Source organism: Stieleria varia (assembly GCF_038443385.1).
GTDB lineage: Bacteria > Planctomycetota > Planctomycetia > Pirellulales > Pirellulaceae > Stieleria > Stieleria varia.
Genome location: NZ_CP151726.1, coordinates 953,280 through 969,310, shown reverse-complemented (window position 1 = coordinate 969,310; position 16,031 = coordinate 953,280). Strand labels below are relative to the sequence as shown.

General features: G+C 56.9%; 18 protein-coding genes. 12 read left to right on the top strand and 6 right to left on the bottom strand.

All coding sequences use genetic code 11. The features are described from left to right. The 11 genes from Pla52nx_RS03380 (at position 1) to Pla52nx_RS03330 (ending at position 11,087) form a co-directional block, all read left to right on the top strand. The gene (locus tag Pla52nx_RS03380) at positions 1-546 is read left to right on the top strand and encodes a GspMb/PilO family protein (protein WP_146518278.1); all 546 of its coding nucleotides are present in this window, start codon (positions 1-3) and stop codon (positions 544-546) included. Next, complete coding sequence (locus Pla52nx_RS03375; RefSeq protein ID WP_146518277.1) at positions 543-1,253, top strand: hypothetical protein; 711 nt, start codon at positions 543-545, stop codon at positions 1,251-1,253. Before Pla52nx_RS03380 ends, Pla52nx_RS03375 begins: the two co-directional genes overlap by 4 nt. 12 nt (positions 1,254-1,265) lie before the next feature. Continuing rightward, a complete protein-coding gene (locus Pla52nx_RS03370) occupies positions 1,266-3,026 on the top strand; it encodes a GspE/PulE family protein (protein ID WP_197454258.1) in 1,761 nt (586 codons plus the stop codon). A gap of 146 nt (positions 3,027-3,172) precedes the next feature. Continuing rightward, positions 3,173-4,267, top strand: coding sequence for a type II secretion system F family protein (locus Pla52nx_RS03365; protein WP_146518276.1), 1,095 nt, complete (start codon positions 3,173-3,175; stop codon positions 4,265-4,267). Beyond that, complete coding sequence (locus Pla52nx_RS03360) at positions 4,264-4,749, top strand: type IV pilin protein (protein ID WP_146518275.1); 486 nt, start codon at positions 4,264-4,266, stop codon at positions 4,747-4,749. Before Pla52nx_RS03365 ends, Pla52nx_RS03360 begins: the two co-directional genes overlap by 4 nt. Further along, positions 4,750-5,598, top strand: a complete 849-nt coding sequence (locus Pla52nx_RS03355) for a hypothetical protein (RefSeq protein ID WP_146518274.1) — start codon at positions 4,750-4,752, stop codon at positions 5,596-5,598. Beyond that, on the top strand, positions 5,595-6,140 hold the full coding sequence (locus Pla52nx_RS03350) for a hypothetical protein (RefSeq protein ID WP_146518273.1): 546 nt from the start codon (positions 5,595-5,597) through the stop codon (positions 6,138-6,140). The genes Pla52nx_RS03355 and Pla52nx_RS03350 overlap by 4 nt, the downstream gene beginning before the upstream one ends. Further along, on the top strand, positions 6,137-6,517 hold the full coding sequence (locus Pla52nx_RS03345; RefSeq protein WP_146518272.1) for a hypothetical protein: 381 nt from the start codon (positions 6,137-6,139) through the stop codon (positions 6,515-6,517). Before Pla52nx_RS03350 ends, Pla52nx_RS03345 begins: the two co-directional genes overlap by 4 nt. Positions 6,518-6,654: 137 nt before the next feature. Continuing rightward, complete coding sequence (locus tag Pla52nx_RS03340; protein WP_146518271.1) at positions 6,655-8,817, top strand: tetratricopeptide repeat protein; 2,163 nt, start codon at positions 6,655-6,657, stop codon at positions 8,815-8,817. A 404-nt stretch (positions 8,818-9,221) separates the two neighbouring features. After that, positions 9,222-10,427 carry a bifunctional diaminohydroxyphosphoribosylaminopyrimidine deaminase/5-amino-6-(5-phosphoribosylamino)uracil reductase RibD gene (gene ribD, locus Pla52nx_RS03335; protein WP_146518270.1) on the top strand — a complete coding sequence of 402 codons (1,206 nt, stop codon included), beginning with the start codon at positions 9,222-9,224 and terminating at the stop codon, positions 10,425-10,427. A gap of 324 nt (positions 10,428-10,751) precedes the next feature. Further along, positions 10,752-11,087 (top strand): hypothetical protein, encoded by a 336-nt coding sequence (locus Pla52nx_RS03330; protein ID WP_146518269.1) that lies wholly within the window; start codon positions 10,752-10,754, stop codon positions 11,085-11,087. Positions 11,088-11,464: 377 nt separating this feature from the next. Here the strand turns inward: Pla52nx_RS03330 and Pla52nx_RS32860 are convergent, their stop codons facing one another. The 3 genes from Pla52nx_RS32860 to Pla52nx_RS03320 all read right to left on the bottom strand — a co-directional run bounded on the left by Pla52nx_RS32860 (position 11,465) and on the right by Pla52nx_RS03320 (position 13,499). After that, positions 11,465-11,710 carry a DUF2442 domain-containing protein gene (locus tag Pla52nx_RS32860; RefSeq protein ID WP_146518268.1) on the bottom strand — a complete coding sequence of 82 codons (246 nt, stop codon included), beginning with the start codon at positions 11,708-11,710 and terminating at the stop codon, positions 11,465-11,467. 4 nt (positions 11,711-11,714) lie between these two features. Continuing rightward, the gene (locus Pla52nx_RS03325; RefSeq protein WP_261344224.1) at positions 11,715-11,837 is read right to left on the bottom strand and encodes a hypothetical protein; all 123 of its coding nucleotides are present in this window, start codon (positions 11,835-11,837) and stop codon (positions 11,715-11,717) included. Between the two features lie 639 nt (positions 11,838-12,476). Beyond that, positions 12,477-13,499 carry a TIR domain-containing protein gene (locus Pla52nx_RS03320; RefSeq protein ID WP_146518267.1) on the bottom strand — a complete coding sequence of 341 codons (1,023 nt, stop codon included), beginning with the start codon at positions 13,497-13,499 and terminating at the stop codon, positions 12,477-12,479. 1,057 nt (positions 13,500-14,556) lie between these two features. Here Pla52nx_RS03320 and Pla52nx_RS03315 point away from each other — a divergent pair. Continuing rightward, entirely contained in the window at positions 14,557-14,928 is a 372-nt protein-coding gene (locus Pla52nx_RS03315) for a hypothetical protein (protein ID WP_231741683.1), read from the top strand. A gap of 111 nt (positions 14,929-15,039) precedes the next feature. Here Pla52nx_RS03315 and Pla52nx_RS03310 read toward each other — a convergent pair whose 3' ends face one another. The 3 genes from Pla52nx_RS03310 to Pla52nx_RS03300 all read right to left on the bottom strand — a co-directional run bounded on the left by Pla52nx_RS03310 (position 15,040) and on the right by Pla52nx_RS03300 (position 16,022). Then, complete coding sequence (locus tag Pla52nx_RS03310; protein WP_146518266.1) at positions 15,040-15,372, bottom strand: type II toxin-antitoxin system PemK/MazF family toxin; 333 nt, start codon at positions 15,370-15,372, stop codon at positions 15,040-15,042. Beyond that, a complete protein-coding gene (locus Pla52nx_RS03305) occupies positions 15,347-15,553 on the bottom strand; it encodes a hypothetical protein (RefSeq protein WP_146518265.1) in 207 nt (68 codons plus the stop codon). Before Pla52nx_RS03305 ends, Pla52nx_RS03310 begins: the two co-directional genes overlap by 26 nt. Before the next feature lie 142 nt (positions 15,554-15,695). Further along, positions 15,696-16,022, bottom strand: a complete 327-nt coding sequence (locus Pla52nx_RS03300) for a hypothetical protein (protein ID WP_146518264.1) — start codon at positions 16,020-16,022, stop codon at positions 15,696-15,698. Between the last annotated feature and the right edge of the window lie 9 nt (positions 16,023-16,031).

Here is a 16,031-nt window from a genome sequence, read left to right as displayed (position 1 = left end):
ATGGCAAAGAAAAAGAAATCGATTCGCGAAGAACTGGCCCAAGTTGCCGAGACGCTGCGAGATCCGTTTCGTATGCGTTCCGCTGTTGCGATCGCCACCGTCGTGATCATGTTCTTTGCCATCAGCGAACCACTGCACGGACGTGTCAAGCGGGAACAGCGAGAACTGACTCAGTTGAAAGCCAAAGTCCAAACGGTGGAAGAGATGCTGTTGTTGCAAGATCGCATGGAGGCGGTGGAGCCGCATGTGTTGCGTGGAGAGAGCAACGACATCGTAACTGGCATGCTGCTCGACTTGGTTCAATCCGAACAGGTCGATCTGATCCAAATCAATGCAGAAGCACCTCAGAGCCTGGGGCCCATGGACACCATTGGCGTCAATCTCAATGTGGCAGGTGATTTTGCATCCCTACACCAGTTGCTCCACCGAATCGAATCGCAGCAATACTTGGTCCGAATCGAATCGCTGAAGATCAGCCCCTCCGAGCGAAGCAACTCGCTCCCGACAATGCAACTGTCCATTCGAGTGTTGAGGTCAGACTCATGAACCCGATCGTTCAGAAATTGGGACCTCCCGGGCTGGTGCTCTGCGCGGCGTTGTATCTCGGCTGGCCGGCCGATCGCCCGATGGACCTTGCAGACAATGCGGTCCGTGCAAAAACGGTCCGTTGGAAACCGGATGACTTGAAGCCTCCGGTGGGGATTGCTTCACAAGAAAAGGATCCCTTCCAACCCGTGTTGGTCACCGCGAAACCCAAACCAGTCTCGTCACGACCAGACCTCGTGGTCGTCGATTCGATCGAGTACCCCAGCGAATCTCTCGTGCGTTCCGAGCTGATGCTTGCGGGAATCGCACAAATAGGCGGCCGGCGGTGGGCGGTCATCAACGGCAAGACACGTGTGGTCGGAGATGAGATCGATGTCGACGGCCAGAACGTCACCGTGCAGTCGGTCGCCGCGGACCATGTGGTACTGGGCAGCGGCCCGCTGGAAATCAAACTTCGTCCCTATCGACAACCGCGTGCACGGCGTGCCATAGCGGAAATGTCCCAACCCAGTCGTTCCTCGTCCGACAAGGGTTCCGCACATCGGCAGGACCAAACGTGGCAAGCCGATGAGGACTCTGATAGCAGCCCGACACAAAACACAAACCCCACGCTCGACAACGGTGTCGATTCACGACCCGGTGCTACACGACCCGGTGCTGATGCGCCGGATCTCCCGATCAAACTCCCCTTTAACCTTCCACTGTGAAGCTGAATCGCTATGGCCAACGCAAAAGCAACCCTGTCGCGAATGAGTCAGCAGCATCCCCTGATTGTTCGCTTGCTCAACTCCATTGATCAGTTGGATCCTGAGCGTTTGGAGGAACTGTGGAATGCAGCCAGTCGAGATGACGTGACGATCGAGGAATCGATCATCCGATACGGATTGGCCAACGAAACGCAAATCGCAAAGGCTTACGCGGATCACTACTTGGTGCCGCTATTTGATCCGCCCGCCGACGCACCGCCCCCGGTTGATCCCGCAATCGCCAAAGTCTTGCCCAATCGACTCTGTCGCGATCACTTGATCGCCCCCCTGAGTGATGACGGCAATGTGCTGGAGGTCGCGGTATTCTCACCCGATTCGTTGCTGTTGGCTGATGAGATCAAGCTGCTGACCGGTCGTCAGATGCGACCGATGTTTTCACCGCTCAACGTCATCGAGCGTTTGCTCAACCTGCTCTATGAGGAAGGCTCATGGAGCACGACAACCGCCTCGACCACCACGACCAATTTCGAAGAAGTCGACGAGTCGGAGGACCTGGACTCGGAGACCGCCCAGGAAGCGACTGAAGTCATCCACTTGGACCAAGCACCACCACCGGGACGTGACGGCCGGATCATTCGTTACGTCAACGGAATCTTTGAGCAAGCCCTGCAGACGGGCGCCAGTGACATTCACATCGAACCCTACGAAGACGAATGTCGCGTGCGTTTGCGTATCGACGGTATGTTGACGGAAATCACTCCGCCGCCATTGCCACTGCTCAATTCGGTCGTCAGCCGACTGAAGGTGCTCAGCAAAATGGACATCGCCGAGCGACGCGTTCCCCAGGACGGCGCGATCGCACTGCGAAGCACGGATCGCCGTGTCGACATGCGAGTCAATACTTGCCCAACGGTGTTCGGCGAGAAAATCGTCATGCGGGTGCTGGACAAGAGCGCGCTGCCGCACGACCTCAGCCAACTCGGCATGGACGCCCGCCAATTTCGTGACCTGTCGGAGTCGATTCGCAGTCCACACGGTCTGATGCTTGTCACCGGGCCGACCGGTAGCGGGAAAAGCACGACGCTGTATTCCTGCTTGAACGAACTGAACGACGGTGAGACAAACCTGTGTACCGTCGAGGATCCTGTCGAGTTCAAGTTCGGAGGAATCAACCAAGTGCAAACGCGAGCCAAAGTCGGTTTGACCTTCGCCAGCGCGCTGCGTGCTTTCCTGCGGCAAGACCCTGACGTGATCATGGTCGGCGAAGTTCGAGATGGAGAGACCGCAGAAATCTGCATGCGGGCCGCGCTGACCGGACACTTCGTCTTCTCGACGCTGCACACCAACGACGCGCTGAGCAGCGTGACGCGGTTGAAGGACATGGGGATCGAGCCGTTCTTGTTGGCCAGCACCCTGCGGTTGCTGATCGCTCAGCGATTGGTTCGCCGACTGTGCGTCGAGTGCAAAGTCCCCTACCAGCTCGACGTCGAATCCTGCCGACGCTTCGGAATCCCTCGCGACGTGCCCGTGTTCCGCGCAGGTGGATGCAGCCGCTGTCGAGATACGGGATACAAAGGACGCTTGGCAGTTTTTGAAGTCATCCGGATCAATCAGGCCATCAAAGACGCCATTCAGGCCAACGCGTCGGTCGGGGAAATGCAGCGGATCGCCGTCGCCGACGGAATGAAGTTGCTGTCCCACGCCGCCGCAGCCAAGGTCATCGAAGGACTGACCAGTATCGAGGAAGCCATCAGCTTGTGCTCAGAACAGTGAAAGCTGTTCAATGAAATCAGAACAGTGAAAGCTGTTCAATGAGATTTGTCGTCCCCCAAAAGACAACACCACCAGCGGCAGCAGGCCGCTGCCGCAACGACATCGCCCAACGCGATTCCCCACCTACCTGACCCACCCACCCAGCAATGTCACTCAACTCTTGGTTCTTGGCCCGTGCCCGTGTGTCCGCGAAACGACACCGACGCGCGAGCTTGGACGACAAGATGACTTTCTTTCAACAGTTCGGATCGCTGCTGGCGTCCGGAACGCCGCTGCTACGCGCCATCCGAATGGCTGCCGAACAGAACCAGAGCGACGTGCTGAGAGACAATCTGGAGGAAGTCGCAGAGAGGGTCGCCTCCGGTGCACCGCTACACAGTTCCTTGGACGCCACCTCGGACATGTTTCCCAAGCATTGGGTGGCGATGATTGCCACCGGTGAGGCGACCGGCAAGTTGGACGAAGTGCTGGTGGACTTGAATCGCCAGATCCGTGAAGCCGCCGATACGCGTAGCAAATTCATCGGCGCGATGATCTATCCCTGCGTCCTCGTCTTTGTTTCGATCCTGGTCGTCTTGGCAATGCTGTGGTTCGTCGTACCGACCTTTGGCGGCATGTTCAAAGAAATGGGTGCCGAACTGCCCAGCATCACCATGTTCGTCCTGGACATCAGCGATTACGTCGCCGCGTACGGGCTGTATGTCTTGGGCATCGTCGGCGTGGGCGTTTTCATGTTGAGGAAATGGCTCAAAACCGAAGCGGGCAGTCGTCGAGCCATCAGCATCATGGTGGCGATTCCGATCGTCGGTGACTTGGTCATCCAGTCATCGATGTACCGTTTCGCATCCAACTTGGCCTTGTTGCTACGCAGCGGTGTTCCGATGCTGGAGACGATGCAGACGGTCGCGGACGTCTTTGCCGGACAACCGCCGTATCGAGATGCGATCGAGTATGCACGCAACCGGATGGCTGCGGGACGTTCTCTGGCCGATGGCTTGGAGGAATCGGGGCTGTTCACCGGGATGATGGTCAACGCGGTTCGCGTCGGCGAAGAATCCGCACAGCTTGGGCGAGTCATGGAAGAAATCGCGCCCTACTACAACGAAAAAACACAAGCGTTCATGGCACGCGTGACGAAGCTTGCCGAGCCGCTGATCATCATGATCATGGGCGCCGTCATCAGTGTCGTCATGCTGGCGATTTACATCCCGATGTTCGAAATGGCGGGGAACGTGAAATGACGATCCATCTTTTTCGACGCAAGGATACTTTCCGAACGGCGTTTTCGCTCATCGAGATCGTCGTCACGATGACGATCCTGGCCATCCTGGTTTCCTTTGCCGCCCCGAGTGTGATCCAGACCATGGAACAATCGCACGCGGATTTGGCCGGAGCCGGACTGCGGATGATCAACTCGGCACAACGTTTTTACTGGCTGGAGAATCGCACCTACGCGCCCGATCTACAGACCCTGCAGGCTGCCGGCTTGATCGACGACGACCTCACCAATGCATCACGTCGCTATGAATTCGCCACGACGGGCGATGCCGATGGCTTCACCGCGACGGCCACGCGACGACAGATCGGTGCGGCCGGCCAAAGCATCTACAATGGTGCTTGGCAGGGCAGCTTTTCCACGGATGAAACCGGGGCCATCACCGGTTCGGTTCAAGGCGGGGCAAACGCACTGGGACAGAGCCCCGTTCTCACTCCGGGGATCTAGATGGCTGTCGTATCAACCGATTTCCGGCAACCCCTGCTGCAGAGAACCCAGCATCCGCGGTCGCGTCGAGGCTCGTCGTATCTCGAGATCCAAGTCGCCATGGTCATGCTGGCCATCGGCGTCGGCGGACTCTACTCGATCGCCATCGTCCAGACCAAGCAGACGCAGCGACTCAGTGAAGTTCTGCCCAGCTCCAACGTCGCTGTGTTGAACGAAGCCGGTTCGCCTTGGCAAAAAAAACTTGGTGCCTACGCAAGCATCGGCGATGTGGTGACGCCCAAGCAGTCACCGATCCCACACACGGACTTCGTGAGAATCGTGGACAACTCGGACAGCTCAGCGGTCTCGTTTTATCCCAGTGTCGGGTCGGCTGACGGTTGGCGATTGCGAAGTGGTCCCGGTTATCGCGGCAGCATTCATCAGTACACTCCACCACCGGACACGTATGGATTTGGATACGCATTTTTCAATGTGGCGGACGTTCCGGCAGGCGAAATCGAAGTGCTGGTGACCTATCCGGCGCGGAGCAGCAACCACAACGCCGTTCGATACTATGTCTACGCCGATGGCAGCTACCAAATCACGCCGACAATCGATCAAACGACACCCCCGACCGATGTCCAATACGACGGAGTCGGCTGGGATCGATTGGGAACCTACAGGCACAACGGCGGATACGTCTACGTGTTGATCTTCCAATCCTACGGATACAACGAACGTCAACGGATACGTGCGGATGCCGTCTGCATTCGTTCCAGAAAATCCCTCAGCGTGATTTCCACGACTTTCAGTGACTCCGGCGGCATGACTGCGATTCTGGACGAAGTCGAAAGGCCACCGGCACCATGACGCGAGCATCACAACCAAAACGAACTCGCCACCGCCGCGCCGGCATGAGTTTGCTGGAGGTCACGATCGGATCGATGATGGTCGCCGTGATCACGGTGACCGCCAGCAGTGTGGCGGTGGACATGACTCGTCACATCGCGGGCAGTATTCGCCAGACGAGGGTGGTAGCAGAAGCCCGCTTGGCGATCGAGTCCCTGCGCCGTGATTTCGGCGGTGCATCGCTGGACGATTCACAAGGCGACCGTGTACTTGGACAGTTGGTCGGACGTCGCATTGCGTCCGCCGATGAGTTGCAGCTTTGTTTCGACGGCGACGGGGATGCTCATCCGGATTGGCTCGGACCCGATCGCGTGATCACGTACAGCTTGGTGGACGATCAGCTCATTCGTACCGACTCCACGACGGCCACGAGTTTTGTCGTCGCTCAACATGTCGAGTCGGTAAACTTTGAACCCATGGCGGGCGAGATCGAAATCCAAATCGATTTCGCGTTGGGAGATTTTTCCGACACGTATCTCTTCGTGACCGCGGACGTGCCATGAGACGAATGACGAAACGACGCAAGCAGAGCAAGAGACGCGACGGCTACGTGATGCTGATCGTCATGATGTTGATCCTGACAACGACAGCGTTTGCCGCAGTGCACCAACGTCATCTCGCTTCGGCACTACGCATCGAACAGGCTCGCATGCTGAGCGAAGATCGAATCGCCGGCCCCGTGGCCGTCATGGCCGTCGCGTGCGAGCGACTGGAATCGGGGCAGCCGCCCAGCCCATCAGCTTATCAGTACACGCAAACCGTTCGCGGCACCGCCGTGCTCTATCGGATCGACTACCAGCTCAACGGTAGCCGCTGGACGGTCTCGGCAAACCCTGATCCCTCAGCGACCGGACTGGCCGTCTTGCCCGCAAGTTTCTAACGAAATCGCGGTCAGTGATCTTGCGTTACGATTCTCAACTCGAGTGATTTCGGCGACCGGGGGATGGGGCGGATCATCTGCACATGGTACATTCGTGCTTCGATCTTCCATCCTCTCCTGCGTTCTGGCAACACCTCATGAGTGTCGATCAATATTCGATCTGTCCCTGCGGCAGCGGCAAAAAAATCAAATTCTGCAAGTGCAAGGACTCCGTCGGCGAACTGGAAAAAGTGCTGACGATGTTCGAAGGCGGTCAGTTGGTGCCCGCCTTGGATCGATTGAGCAACATTTTGCAGGAGCATCCCGACGCGGCCTGGGCGCTGGCACTGCGTGGCCGCCTGCTGATGGACCTGAGGGAATACGACTCCTTGGCCGAAAACGCCGACCGATTCATCCGCCTGCAACCGAGCAATCCGCTGGCGTTGACACAGCGCGCGGCGGCAAAGATCTTTTCCGCTGACGTGTCCGCCGCGACAGAGAGTTTACTGGAAGCGTTGAATGAAAGCGGTCGCAATGTCGACTCCTTCGTCATGGACGTGTCCTCGATGCTCGCAATGGTGCTTGCCCAACAAGGCAATGTGTTGTCGGCCCGCGTCTACGCCATGTTGTCCGCGTATGCTCAAGGATACGACAACGAACAGGTCCGAGGCTTCCTGGCACAATTGGACTCCGCGCCTTCGCTCAACCACCGACAGAAAGCTGTGCCGGCAATGATCGAACGCCCCGCCGACGCGGATTGGGGCGAACGTTTCGACGAAGCGTTGAGCTTGCTGCGAAGCAACAAGGTCTTGTTGGCTCAGACAAAGTTTGAATCACTCAGGCGTACCGTGGTTGGTGAACCCGCCGTTCTGTCGGGACTGTTCCTGTGCGCCGTTTGGCGAGCCGACATGCAACAGCAATGCGAGATGCTGAAGCAGTTGTCGCAGTGCGAATCGTTGAGCTTTGACGAACGCTGTAGATATCGCGCGTTGGCTGCCTTGACACAACCCACAGACGACATCGCAATCCCCGCCGTCGAACTGTTCGCAGAGATCGAAAACGCGGACGAAGTCGAACTGGCTCTGATCGCCAGCGATCGGCTCATCCAACTGCCACCCGAGACGGCTCGGCAATTCATCACGAGCGAAGAAGAAGTGCCGCCGAGGTCCGTGTTCCGCTTGGCCGATCGTCCCAAGGTCGGCGAAGACAGTGAACTGCCCGCCGCGGAAGACATCCCCGTTTCCCAAGCCATCGTCTTGGTCTACGGTCGACAAACCGATCGCGCCGCATGCGTGGAGGCCATCGAAGTATTCGAGTCTGACGTCGAGGAAATCAAGAACGTTCTCACAGGAGTCATCGGCGATGTGACATGGGACTCCAAACCGTTCGGCTCGATCCCCTTTCTGGATGCCTGCGAAAGCCGCCCCGCGTATCAATTCCGCAAGGGATCGATGGAGGACATCCAAGCGATCGTGCTCGGGTTCATGAACATCCATTTGCCCAAATCCGTTCTGACCCAGCAACTGCCGATCCTGGGCGGTCGCTCGCTCGCGGACACCGCCGACGACGACTCGTTGCTGCTCGAACGCACCACCGTTGTGCGGATCGTTGAGAGCTACGAAGCGCTCGCGTCCAAGCCGCAAGTGATCGCCGCGATCCAAGACGGAGCCAAAGTCGCTCCGCTACCCGAGATCAAACTCACCAATGCAGATGTCGAGGAAGGCGTCCACAATGAGGATCTGTTCCGAGTCGACACCTCGTCACTCGGAATCGAAGAACTCTGGTATATCTTGAGCCAATGTCAGTCGATCGGAGTCCGCAGCACGGGTGCCAAAGTCGCCAAGCAATTGATTGCTACGGACATGTCCGAAGATCAAAACGTCCTCAAGCTGCAATGCTACATGTACTGGCTGTCGGCCGTGTCGGATACTGCCCAAGCCGGCTCGATCGCTGAAGAAGCTATCGCGTTCGCAAAAGAAAAGAAACTGCCCTTCGCCTCGCTGTTGATGATGAAGCTCGAGCTGCACTTGAGCACGGGCGACGAAGCAGGATTCAAATCCACCATCGGTGAGATCGATGCCAACTACCGAAATAATCCGGAAGTCATGGCTCAACTGCAACAATTGCTGATGCGGGCAGGACTGATTCGCCCCGACGGTTCGCTCCGCCAAGGATCCCCAGCGGGGCCCGCGCCGGGAGCCTCGCCCGCGGCGTCCAGCTCATCAGGGCTGTGGACTCCCGACTCGCCAAACCCACCCGCCGCAGGTTCTCCTGCTAGCGGTGACGGTGGCAGCAAACTGTGGGTTCCAGGAATGGACTGATGCCCATGGCTGGATGTGATCATAGCGCTAGGCTGGAATGCTCAAAGTTTAGGCTTGACATTGTTTTTTCAGTCCATGTTTTCGTTCCATGCATCGCAATCAAAGTGAGCCTCAGGCGCTAGCCGTGGGCCGGCACCACAATCCGCCTCAGGCCCACGGCTAGCGCCTGAGGCTCACCGGGGCTACCAGCTGCGCCGGCAGTAGGGACATAGACTTGCGCAAACCCAAAAAGACACGACACCATACTTTGAGCAGTCCAGCGCTAGACGCGGTGATAGACGCAGCCTGTTTTCGTGCCAATCCGCGTAAAACGTTTCATGCAACCGTATTGCGTAGACTGTATGGAGTCGCGTGAATCATCCGCGTCTAGGTGTGCCCACAACAACGTAGCAGCGGCCCAATGAATGAGTGACACGCCCCCCAACCCAGATCAACCCGAACCCGATCAGCCCAACCTTGACCAGCGGGTCTTTGACGAGTACTGCATGCGGCTGGCTCTGCAACTTGCCCAACAAGGACAAGGACACGTCGAGCCAAACCCGATGGTCGGATGCGTCTTGGCTCGGGACGGTCAAATCATCGGTCAAGGCTACCACGAATCGTTCGGCGGACCTCATGCCGAAGTCCAGGCACTGCGGTCTCTAACCGATTCAGCGACAGCCAACAGCTGCACAGCGTATGTCACCTTGGAACCCTGTTGCCACCACGGCAAAACCCCGCCCTGCGTCGATGCCCTGATCAATGCCGGTGTCCGTCGTGTCGTCGTCGCAATGGACGACCCCTTTCCCAAAGTCAGCGGCGGCGGATTGGAACGACTGCGTCAAGCCGGAGTGGAGGTGCATCTCGGATTGCTGCGTGCTGATGCTGCGGAATTGAACGCGCCCTATCTGAAAAGGATCCGATCCGGCATTCCCTGGGTCATCGCCAAATGGGCGATGACCATGGACGGACGAATCGCCACCGTCTCCGGCCAGAGCCAGTGGATCACCGGTGAAACCGCCCGTCGATCCGTTCACCAATTACGCGCCCGCGTCGATGCCATCCTGACCGGCATGGGGACCGTCGAGTCCGATGACCCGACACTCACCGCCAGACTCTCAAATACAGACAACGACGGCACATCCATCGAGCCATCGAGGGTCGCGACACGTGTCGTGTTCTGCCGACATCGCTTGCCGGACTTGAAAAGCAAGTTGATGTCAACGATCGATCAAGCGCCCGTGCTGCTGATCGTTTCGGACACGATCGATGAGTCCCATTTGGCGAGCTTGACCCATGCGGGCGCAGCGGTCTTTCGTTGCCAAAATTCGGATCCCTCGCAAATGATCCATGCCGGCCTGACGCATCTGGGTAAGCAATCGATGACCAACGTGATGCTGGAATGTGGCAGCACAATGATGGGCAGCTTCCTGTGCCCCGAAAACTTGGTCGATGAATGTCACATCTACCTCGGCAATACGCTTTTCGGAGGAGCCACCGCCCTGGGCCCGATCGGCGGAAACGGATTCAAGATGCTCGCCCAGGCACCGCGCTTTCGCTTGGTCGAGACCACGCAGATGGATAATGATCTACGGATCATCTATCGATCGAGTACTCCACCGACCGGGTGATCCGGCGCATAAAACCGCGGGCATGACACAATCTCAATCTGAAGCCACCCGGCACAGGAGCGCCATCATTTTGACCACACTCCTGAGGCTCTGTAGTCATTTCGACTCTGCCTTGCTTTGGCTTTTTGATCGATCTCGTGCCGGAAAAAGGCTTATTTACGGCACTGGACGTGATTTCGGCCGTGCCGGCTTGGTTTGGTCCAGCGAATGCAGAGTATCTGGAGTCACTCAGCGCGCAAAGTCGATCGGCAAGCAGTTTGACGCTCGAATCTGCCGGGCTGAGACCCTCCCACACAGAGACCTCCCACACAAGGACAGAAACAGATGTTCAAGAAGGCATTGATTGTCGGCGCGATTGCCGTCGCAGCGGTCGTGTACACCGGCTCCGAAGCGAAAGCCGACCACTGTCACTCACGCGGATACTACGGCGGCCACACAAGCGCCTACTATCCATCGTACGGTGTGACTCGCAGTCGCAGCGCGTACTACCCCTCGTATTCTTATCGGGCACCGATCAGCAGCTATCGCAGCTACTATCCGTCGTATGGAATCGGTGTACCGTACCGTAGCAATCGAGGTTACGGCGTCGGTTATCCAGGGTTCGGCTACTCGGGCTACGGATACGGACGAAGCGGAATTTCGATCGGCATCGGATTCTGACCAGCACGCTTGGCGAATTCGTTCTCCCTGACGAAGTCACCGGCATCACGATGCAAACAGCAACCGCAAGCCAACAAGCTTGCGGTTTTTTTGTTGACCGCGAAGTCGGTCACAGAAGGTAGCCGTCGGTCGCGACAGCGCACCGACGGTGCGTAGAACCTCGCCGCAATCGACCCCGAAGGCGGTCGCAGAAATACCTTGCAACATACCGTCTTCGGACCATCCCACGGTTCATCCCACTGATAAAGCTGATCGACAGCGGCAAGGTATGGCGTGATAAGCGTTCGCCAACTGTGTAGCGGTTGACCGTACTTGGCGAAGGTTGTTGCGGCTAAACATGGTGCGAGCGGCACGCGACGCATGTCCAACTCGGATGGTTACGACTTTACACCCGCTGGAGCAAGCGATCGAAGGTATTCCGGCGCGAAATCCGCTCCGTTAGGCCATGCGATTGTATGGCCCTCGATCGAAAACGACTGGAAGTACTCAACGTCCTTCAATGGCTCGAAGATTGGCCCGTCTAGCGAGTTTGACAGATCGATGTGTGCGGCAGTGCCATCGTTGAATGCAATCTCCACAATGTGGTCGCGGACGTGACGGGCGGCGGTAACGTGTAGAAACACTAGTTTACTCCAGCGGATCAATTCGATTCAGAGGTTGTTCCTGCCGAGCAAGTTCCCAATTCTCGGCAAGTTCATCGCGGTAGTACATGCGGATCGCGATTCCGAGAAAGCGGCTAATCTCCGGCATTGCTGCCTCTTCTCAGTATTCAAAGTCGGTCGCCAAGCGATCCCAGTCCAGCGATCCCAGTCCAGCGACCGGATATCAGCGAGTATACCATCATCAATTGGGTAAGCGAAATCGTTTTTGTACCACACAACAGTCAATGAGGACATGTCTTTCGTGGGGTTCCTGCTTGTTGTCGTCGAAAAGAAGCAACCGATGCATCGTACGAGCGGCAACCATTCCGGATCACGTCCCCACTCGGCCGGATACTTCGATGTTCGTTCGCGAACGCGATCCATATCGCCGGGCTCGCGTAGATAGTCGCGTCGCTTCGGTTCGACTAGGTATGGTTTGCCCATCGAAAAGCGGTATTGGGACGCGTAATTCAGATCAGTTTCAATCCCCCAATCATTTGCCTTTCGGTTGGGCGTGCCTTCGAGCATGCCCGCATAAGTGTGCGCCTGGTCGAGATACTTGAGTGTCAGCTTGTGGCCGTCGTTCTGCCTCAGTGACGACGTGACGTTGTAGATGTTGTCAAATTCCAAGTGAACGCGTCTCCATGGCAGAACGTTTGCCGTAACCGGGCACGAACGGAAGACTTTGATTTCAATTGCCGCGTGAATGAGTGCTCCGGTTTACGGCTTTGTTCTGCGTCCCTTATTGTCAGTGGATGCGTTCGAGTACGAAGTCAGCAACTTGCTTGGTGGTGTTTCGATTACCGTCAATGTACCCGTCGATCGAGAAAACGCCGTCGATCTCCGCGTCATCGAAGCGGACGAACATTACGCTGCCATCGTCTCGTGACTTGATAATGTCGCGTACCGCACGCCACTCAAGGCCACACCAATCTTTCTTCGCATACTCGGCACACAAGAATACCACAACCAGATTTGACTGCTTGCGGTAAATATTCTGTAGCAGTGTGTCTAGGTTGGGACGTGCGAGTTGAGCTTGATAGTCAAAGTCGTAGAAGATGCTGTCGGCTCCCAATGCGTTGCGCAACACGTCTACGACGCGTGAAACGTATCGGCGTTTTTCTCCCGGAAAGGAGACGGCAACCCTGAACTGCAATTGCGAGATGTCTCGCGTGGAACGGTCAGATTTCACGATTGCCTGCTCGGTGGCAAGCCGCTCAAGCGCCAACAACGACAGCGAGAATGCGTCGGGTTCAATACGATGAGCCCGGTCCCGACCCGGATTGGAAAGTGAGAGGTGGTACAGTAGGTAATTGAGCCAGATTGCGATTGGGTTTTCGTTGACGGCCGACGTTGGCCGTATCTTCGTCTCCTTACTTTGCAGTTCGGAGACGACGCGTGATTTGATGTAGTCAGCTTCCCCCGTGTCGAACAGGCTGCCAGCGCGGGCGGCCATGCGAACGAAAAGAGGTGTTGCGTCGCCCTCGAGTACCCCCATGAAGGTGACGGCTGCACCACGAACGCCCCACTGGGTATTGGTGGATTGCAGATTTGCGACGAAGTTTTCGATCTCCGCATCACTGTCGAGAGCGCCATAGTATTGCCAGAGCATTATGGCGTGACTGGGCTGCCGGAACTTACGAGTGAGGATCGGGCCGCCTCCTTGCGTGATATGGTATGTGTGAAACTCAAGCTCGTGGAACTTCGCCGCTTCGGTATCGAATGCGTCGATGAGTCGTTGAATCTCGGTTGATTTGTCTTTCAGCGACATCGTGTCAAAAGTTCAATTCGACGCAGAACGGCGGCCGTCACCGGGCACGGAGAGACGACTTTCCATTTGTGAAACCTCGCAAGCCGTGCTCCGTGTGCAGTACGCCCAACATGGGCGTGATCTTGTGGGGTGAAAGTCCCCTGTACTTAGTTCCGGTAACTTCCAGTAGGAGACAGGATACCAAATGTAAATCCGAAAGAAGAGAGTACGAGGCGAGGGCAACTGCGGGGAGGTGACAAACCGTGGGGAGGAAGCCTGCGGATGTGCTCGTAAAGACGGCTCCGGCCAGAGGAACGTGCGGTTCGACGAGAACTGAATCGGACAGAATTCCCACGGCTACTCGTGCCGTCCACATCCACGCCAAGCCCCGTCAGGTTCGCGCGCAGCTTGCAGCAACGTGGTACAGAAATCACATTGAGGCCGATGACCCTAGGTGAGCTGGCTGCTGACAGCGAAACCGAACCGGAAAAGCAGGGCACAGGTAGATGTGGCCCAACAAGCAATGAATACAGTGACGGGGACAGATCACGTGTCCGTGAAAATCGATGGCCCCCATCGACCAAACGGACGTCCCTTATTTGGGGAGGACTTCATCCTGTGCCCGCTAGTAGAGCTTGCTCCAACGCGGGGTGGGCCGTGGTAACACGAACCCACGATCGAAGTCGGCAGCAGAAGGCATAGGAGTGACCCGCCGAGTCCAACGGCGACACAAAGGCCTGAACGTCACAAGACAAGGAACGAACCACCGATGAACTCTGATGCTTCCTCGCTCTCCATCCGGGCTTGGCCCGGTGGAAGCAAGACTGATGAGCTACATAGAAGCGGTCGATTCTCTTGGCTCCCCTCCGGCCTCGTGCCGGTGGAAGCAAGGACGATCACTGGCCATCTCAAGTCGCGTTCGTCCCTTTGCCACTGGCACGAGGCCAGTGGGGAGATGAGTTGCTATTGGCCTGCGGTGTCGTAGCCAGTCAGTCGGATTCACCACCGGCACGAGGCCGGTTGGAGTCTGGTCAAAGAGCGTGCCTCGGAGATCTTTCGTAGAAACCGCGGCGTCTCGATGGAATTGCGTTACAAGGCTTTCGCATCCTACGCACGGGGCTGGTTAGGGTACTTCGCGTTGGATCAAATGAAGACAACGTTCACCAACTTGGACAAATGCCCCAAAACTGATCAACGCAGGCCGTCGGGTACGCGCCTGTTACTGGAAACAGTGGCGGAAATCGAAGACCCGTCTGAAGAAACTGATGTCGTTGGGCGTGTCTTATCGTGTCGCTCGTGGCTTTGCGATGAGCGGCAAGGGCTCGTGTTGGTTGGCAGGCAGAGCGTCTTTCCACGACGTCAGGTGTCCAGTGAGCTTTATCCAACGAGTATCTGGCCGCTGAGGGCTTGTTTATTCTTGAAGAGTGCTGGCTATCGCTTGCATCCTTGAGGCGAAACGCACTGTATTCATCGATCTAGTGCGGACCCGCATGCTAGGTGTTGTGGGAGGGGTCCCGGGCAACCGGGCCCCTATCCCGATATTCTTGGTTCGTCCGCATTGTCAGGCACCGGTGTCAAATCCAAGCCATAGTTTAGCAGTCTGCTCAACGCGTGTCATTTGAGTATCTGGCAACCGTCCAAGGCGCCGTATCAACTTCACGGTCGGAATCGTGACAGTGTTCTGCGCGTCAAACGCGCCAGGCTTGAGAAACCGTACATTCGACGAAACCTCAAACCGTGAATCCAGCGTGCTGGTAGTGTGCGGAATAATTGTCGTCAATACGCGGTCGTTGTCATCGTCCGCGGGAATGCTCAGCACCAAGCAAGGTCGAACCTTTGCCGCCATGCCGAGGTCAACCAGCCATACATCACCGCGAGATGGAGACGTCGCCATCAGATTCCTCGGCATCCAGCGTTTGGAAAAGCTCGTCAGCGATCTCTACAAGTTGGTCGTCTGAAACAATCGTATCGGGCAATTCGCCACTGCGGCGCAGCATCGCGATCAGCAATTCGTGCTGTTCGTTCGCGGGTAGCGATTCAAATGTTGCTAGCAGTTGTGAGGCGGCGTCAGACATCGTTTACCTCGGTGAATCGGGTTGAAATTAATTATAGTCGGACGAACGGTAGCGATATGCGGGCGGCGGCGAAAGAATCAACCACTGCCATAACGGCGACCACCGCCGCTCCGTATCATCGCATGGTTCGCCGCTTTGTATGTCAATCGTTAGGGTCAACAATCGTACCATTGTCAGGCAAGTGAATCCAACGACGTTCCGATGAGTTCGGTACGCGACGGCGATACTTGATCTCAGCGACGATCCCAGAGCAGGGAGCCCAGATCATTGGAATCACAACCACGGATCGGAGGATGGAGAAGGTTGAACTGCTGTAAGTCCAAGCAACCGAAGCGACTATTGCCATGAAGGGGATCGACAACACCAGTCCGTCGCGAACACCGAGCGCGAAGCCGTTGAGGCGTGGGAAACCCATCGACTTGGTAGGCGATGGTTCCGCGTTCGATGGTTGATATGGATTGGATGCCATCAGACTACG

What these genes read in the sequence shown, in the direction of transcription:
- Pla52nx_RS03380 (WP_146518278.1), top strand. Translation starts at nt 1, where the DNA reads ATGGCAAAGAAAAAGAAATCGATTCGCGAAGAACTGGCCCAAGTTGCC.
- Pla52nx_RS03375 (WP_146518277.1), top strand. Translation starts at nt 543, where the DNA reads ATGAACCCGATCGTTCAGAAATTGGGACCTCCCGGGCTGGTGCTCTGC.
- Pla52nx_RS03370 (WP_197454258.1), top strand. Translation starts at nt 1,266, where the DNA reads ATGGCCAACGCAAAAGCAACCCTGTCGCGAATGAGTCAGCAGCATCCC.
- Pla52nx_RS03365 (WP_146518276.1), top strand. Translation starts at nt 3,173, where the DNA reads ATGTCACTCAACTCTTGGTTCTTGGCCCGTGCCCGTGTGTCCGCGAAA.
- Pla52nx_RS03360 (WP_146518275.1), top strand. Translation starts at nt 4,264, where the DNA reads ATGACGATCCATCTTTTTCGACGCAAGGATACTTTCCGAACGGCGTTT.
- Pla52nx_RS03355 (WP_146518274.1), top strand. Translation starts at nt 4,750, where the DNA reads ATGGCTGTCGTATCAACCGATTTCCGGCAACCCCTGCTGCAGAGAACC.
- Pla52nx_RS03350 (WP_146518273.1), top strand. Translation starts at nt 5,595, where the DNA reads ATGACGCGAGCATCACAACCAAAACGAACTCGCCACCGCCGCGCCGGC.
- Pla52nx_RS03345 (WP_146518272.1), top strand. Translation starts at nt 6,137, where the DNA reads ATGAGACGAATGACGAAACGACGCAAGCAGAGCAAGAGACGCGACGGC.
- Pla52nx_RS03340 (WP_146518271.1), top strand. Translation starts at nt 6,655, where the DNA reads ATGAGTGTCGATCAATATTCGATCTGTCCCTGCGGCAGCGGCAAAAAA.
- ribD (WP_146518270.1), top strand. Translation starts at nt 9,222, where the DNA reads ATGAGTGACACGCCCCCCAACCCAGATCAACCCGAACCCGATCAGCCC.
- Pla52nx_RS03330 (WP_146518269.1), top strand. Translation starts at nt 10,752, where the DNA reads ATGTTCAAGAAGGCATTGATTGTCGGCGCGATTGCCGTCGCAGCGGTC.
- Pla52nx_RS03325 (WP_261344224.1), bottom strand. Translation starts at nt 11,837, where the DNA reads ATGCCGGAGATTAGCCGCTTTCTCGGAATCGCGATCCGCATGTACTAC.
- Pla52nx_RS03320 (WP_146518267.1), bottom strand. Translation starts at nt 13,499, where the DNA reads ATGTCGCTGAAAGACAAATCAACCGAGATTCAACGACTCATCGACGCA.
- Pla52nx_RS03315 (WP_231741683.1), top strand. Translation starts at nt 14,557, where the DNA reads ATGGAATTGCGTTACAAGGCTTTCGCATCCTACGCACGGGGCTGGTTA.
- Pla52nx_RS03310 (WP_146518266.1), bottom strand. Translation starts at nt 15,372, where the DNA reads ATGGCGACGTCTCCATCTCGCGGTGATGTATGGCTGGTTGACCTCGGC.
- Pla52nx_RS03305 (WP_146518265.1), bottom strand. Translation starts at nt 15,553, where the DNA reads ATGTCTGACGCCGCCTCACAACTGCTAGCAACATTTGAATCGCTACCC.
- Pla52nx_RS03300 (WP_146518264.1), bottom strand. Translation starts at nt 16,022, where the DNA reads ATGGCATCCAATCCATATCAACCATCGAACGCGGAACCATCGCCTACC.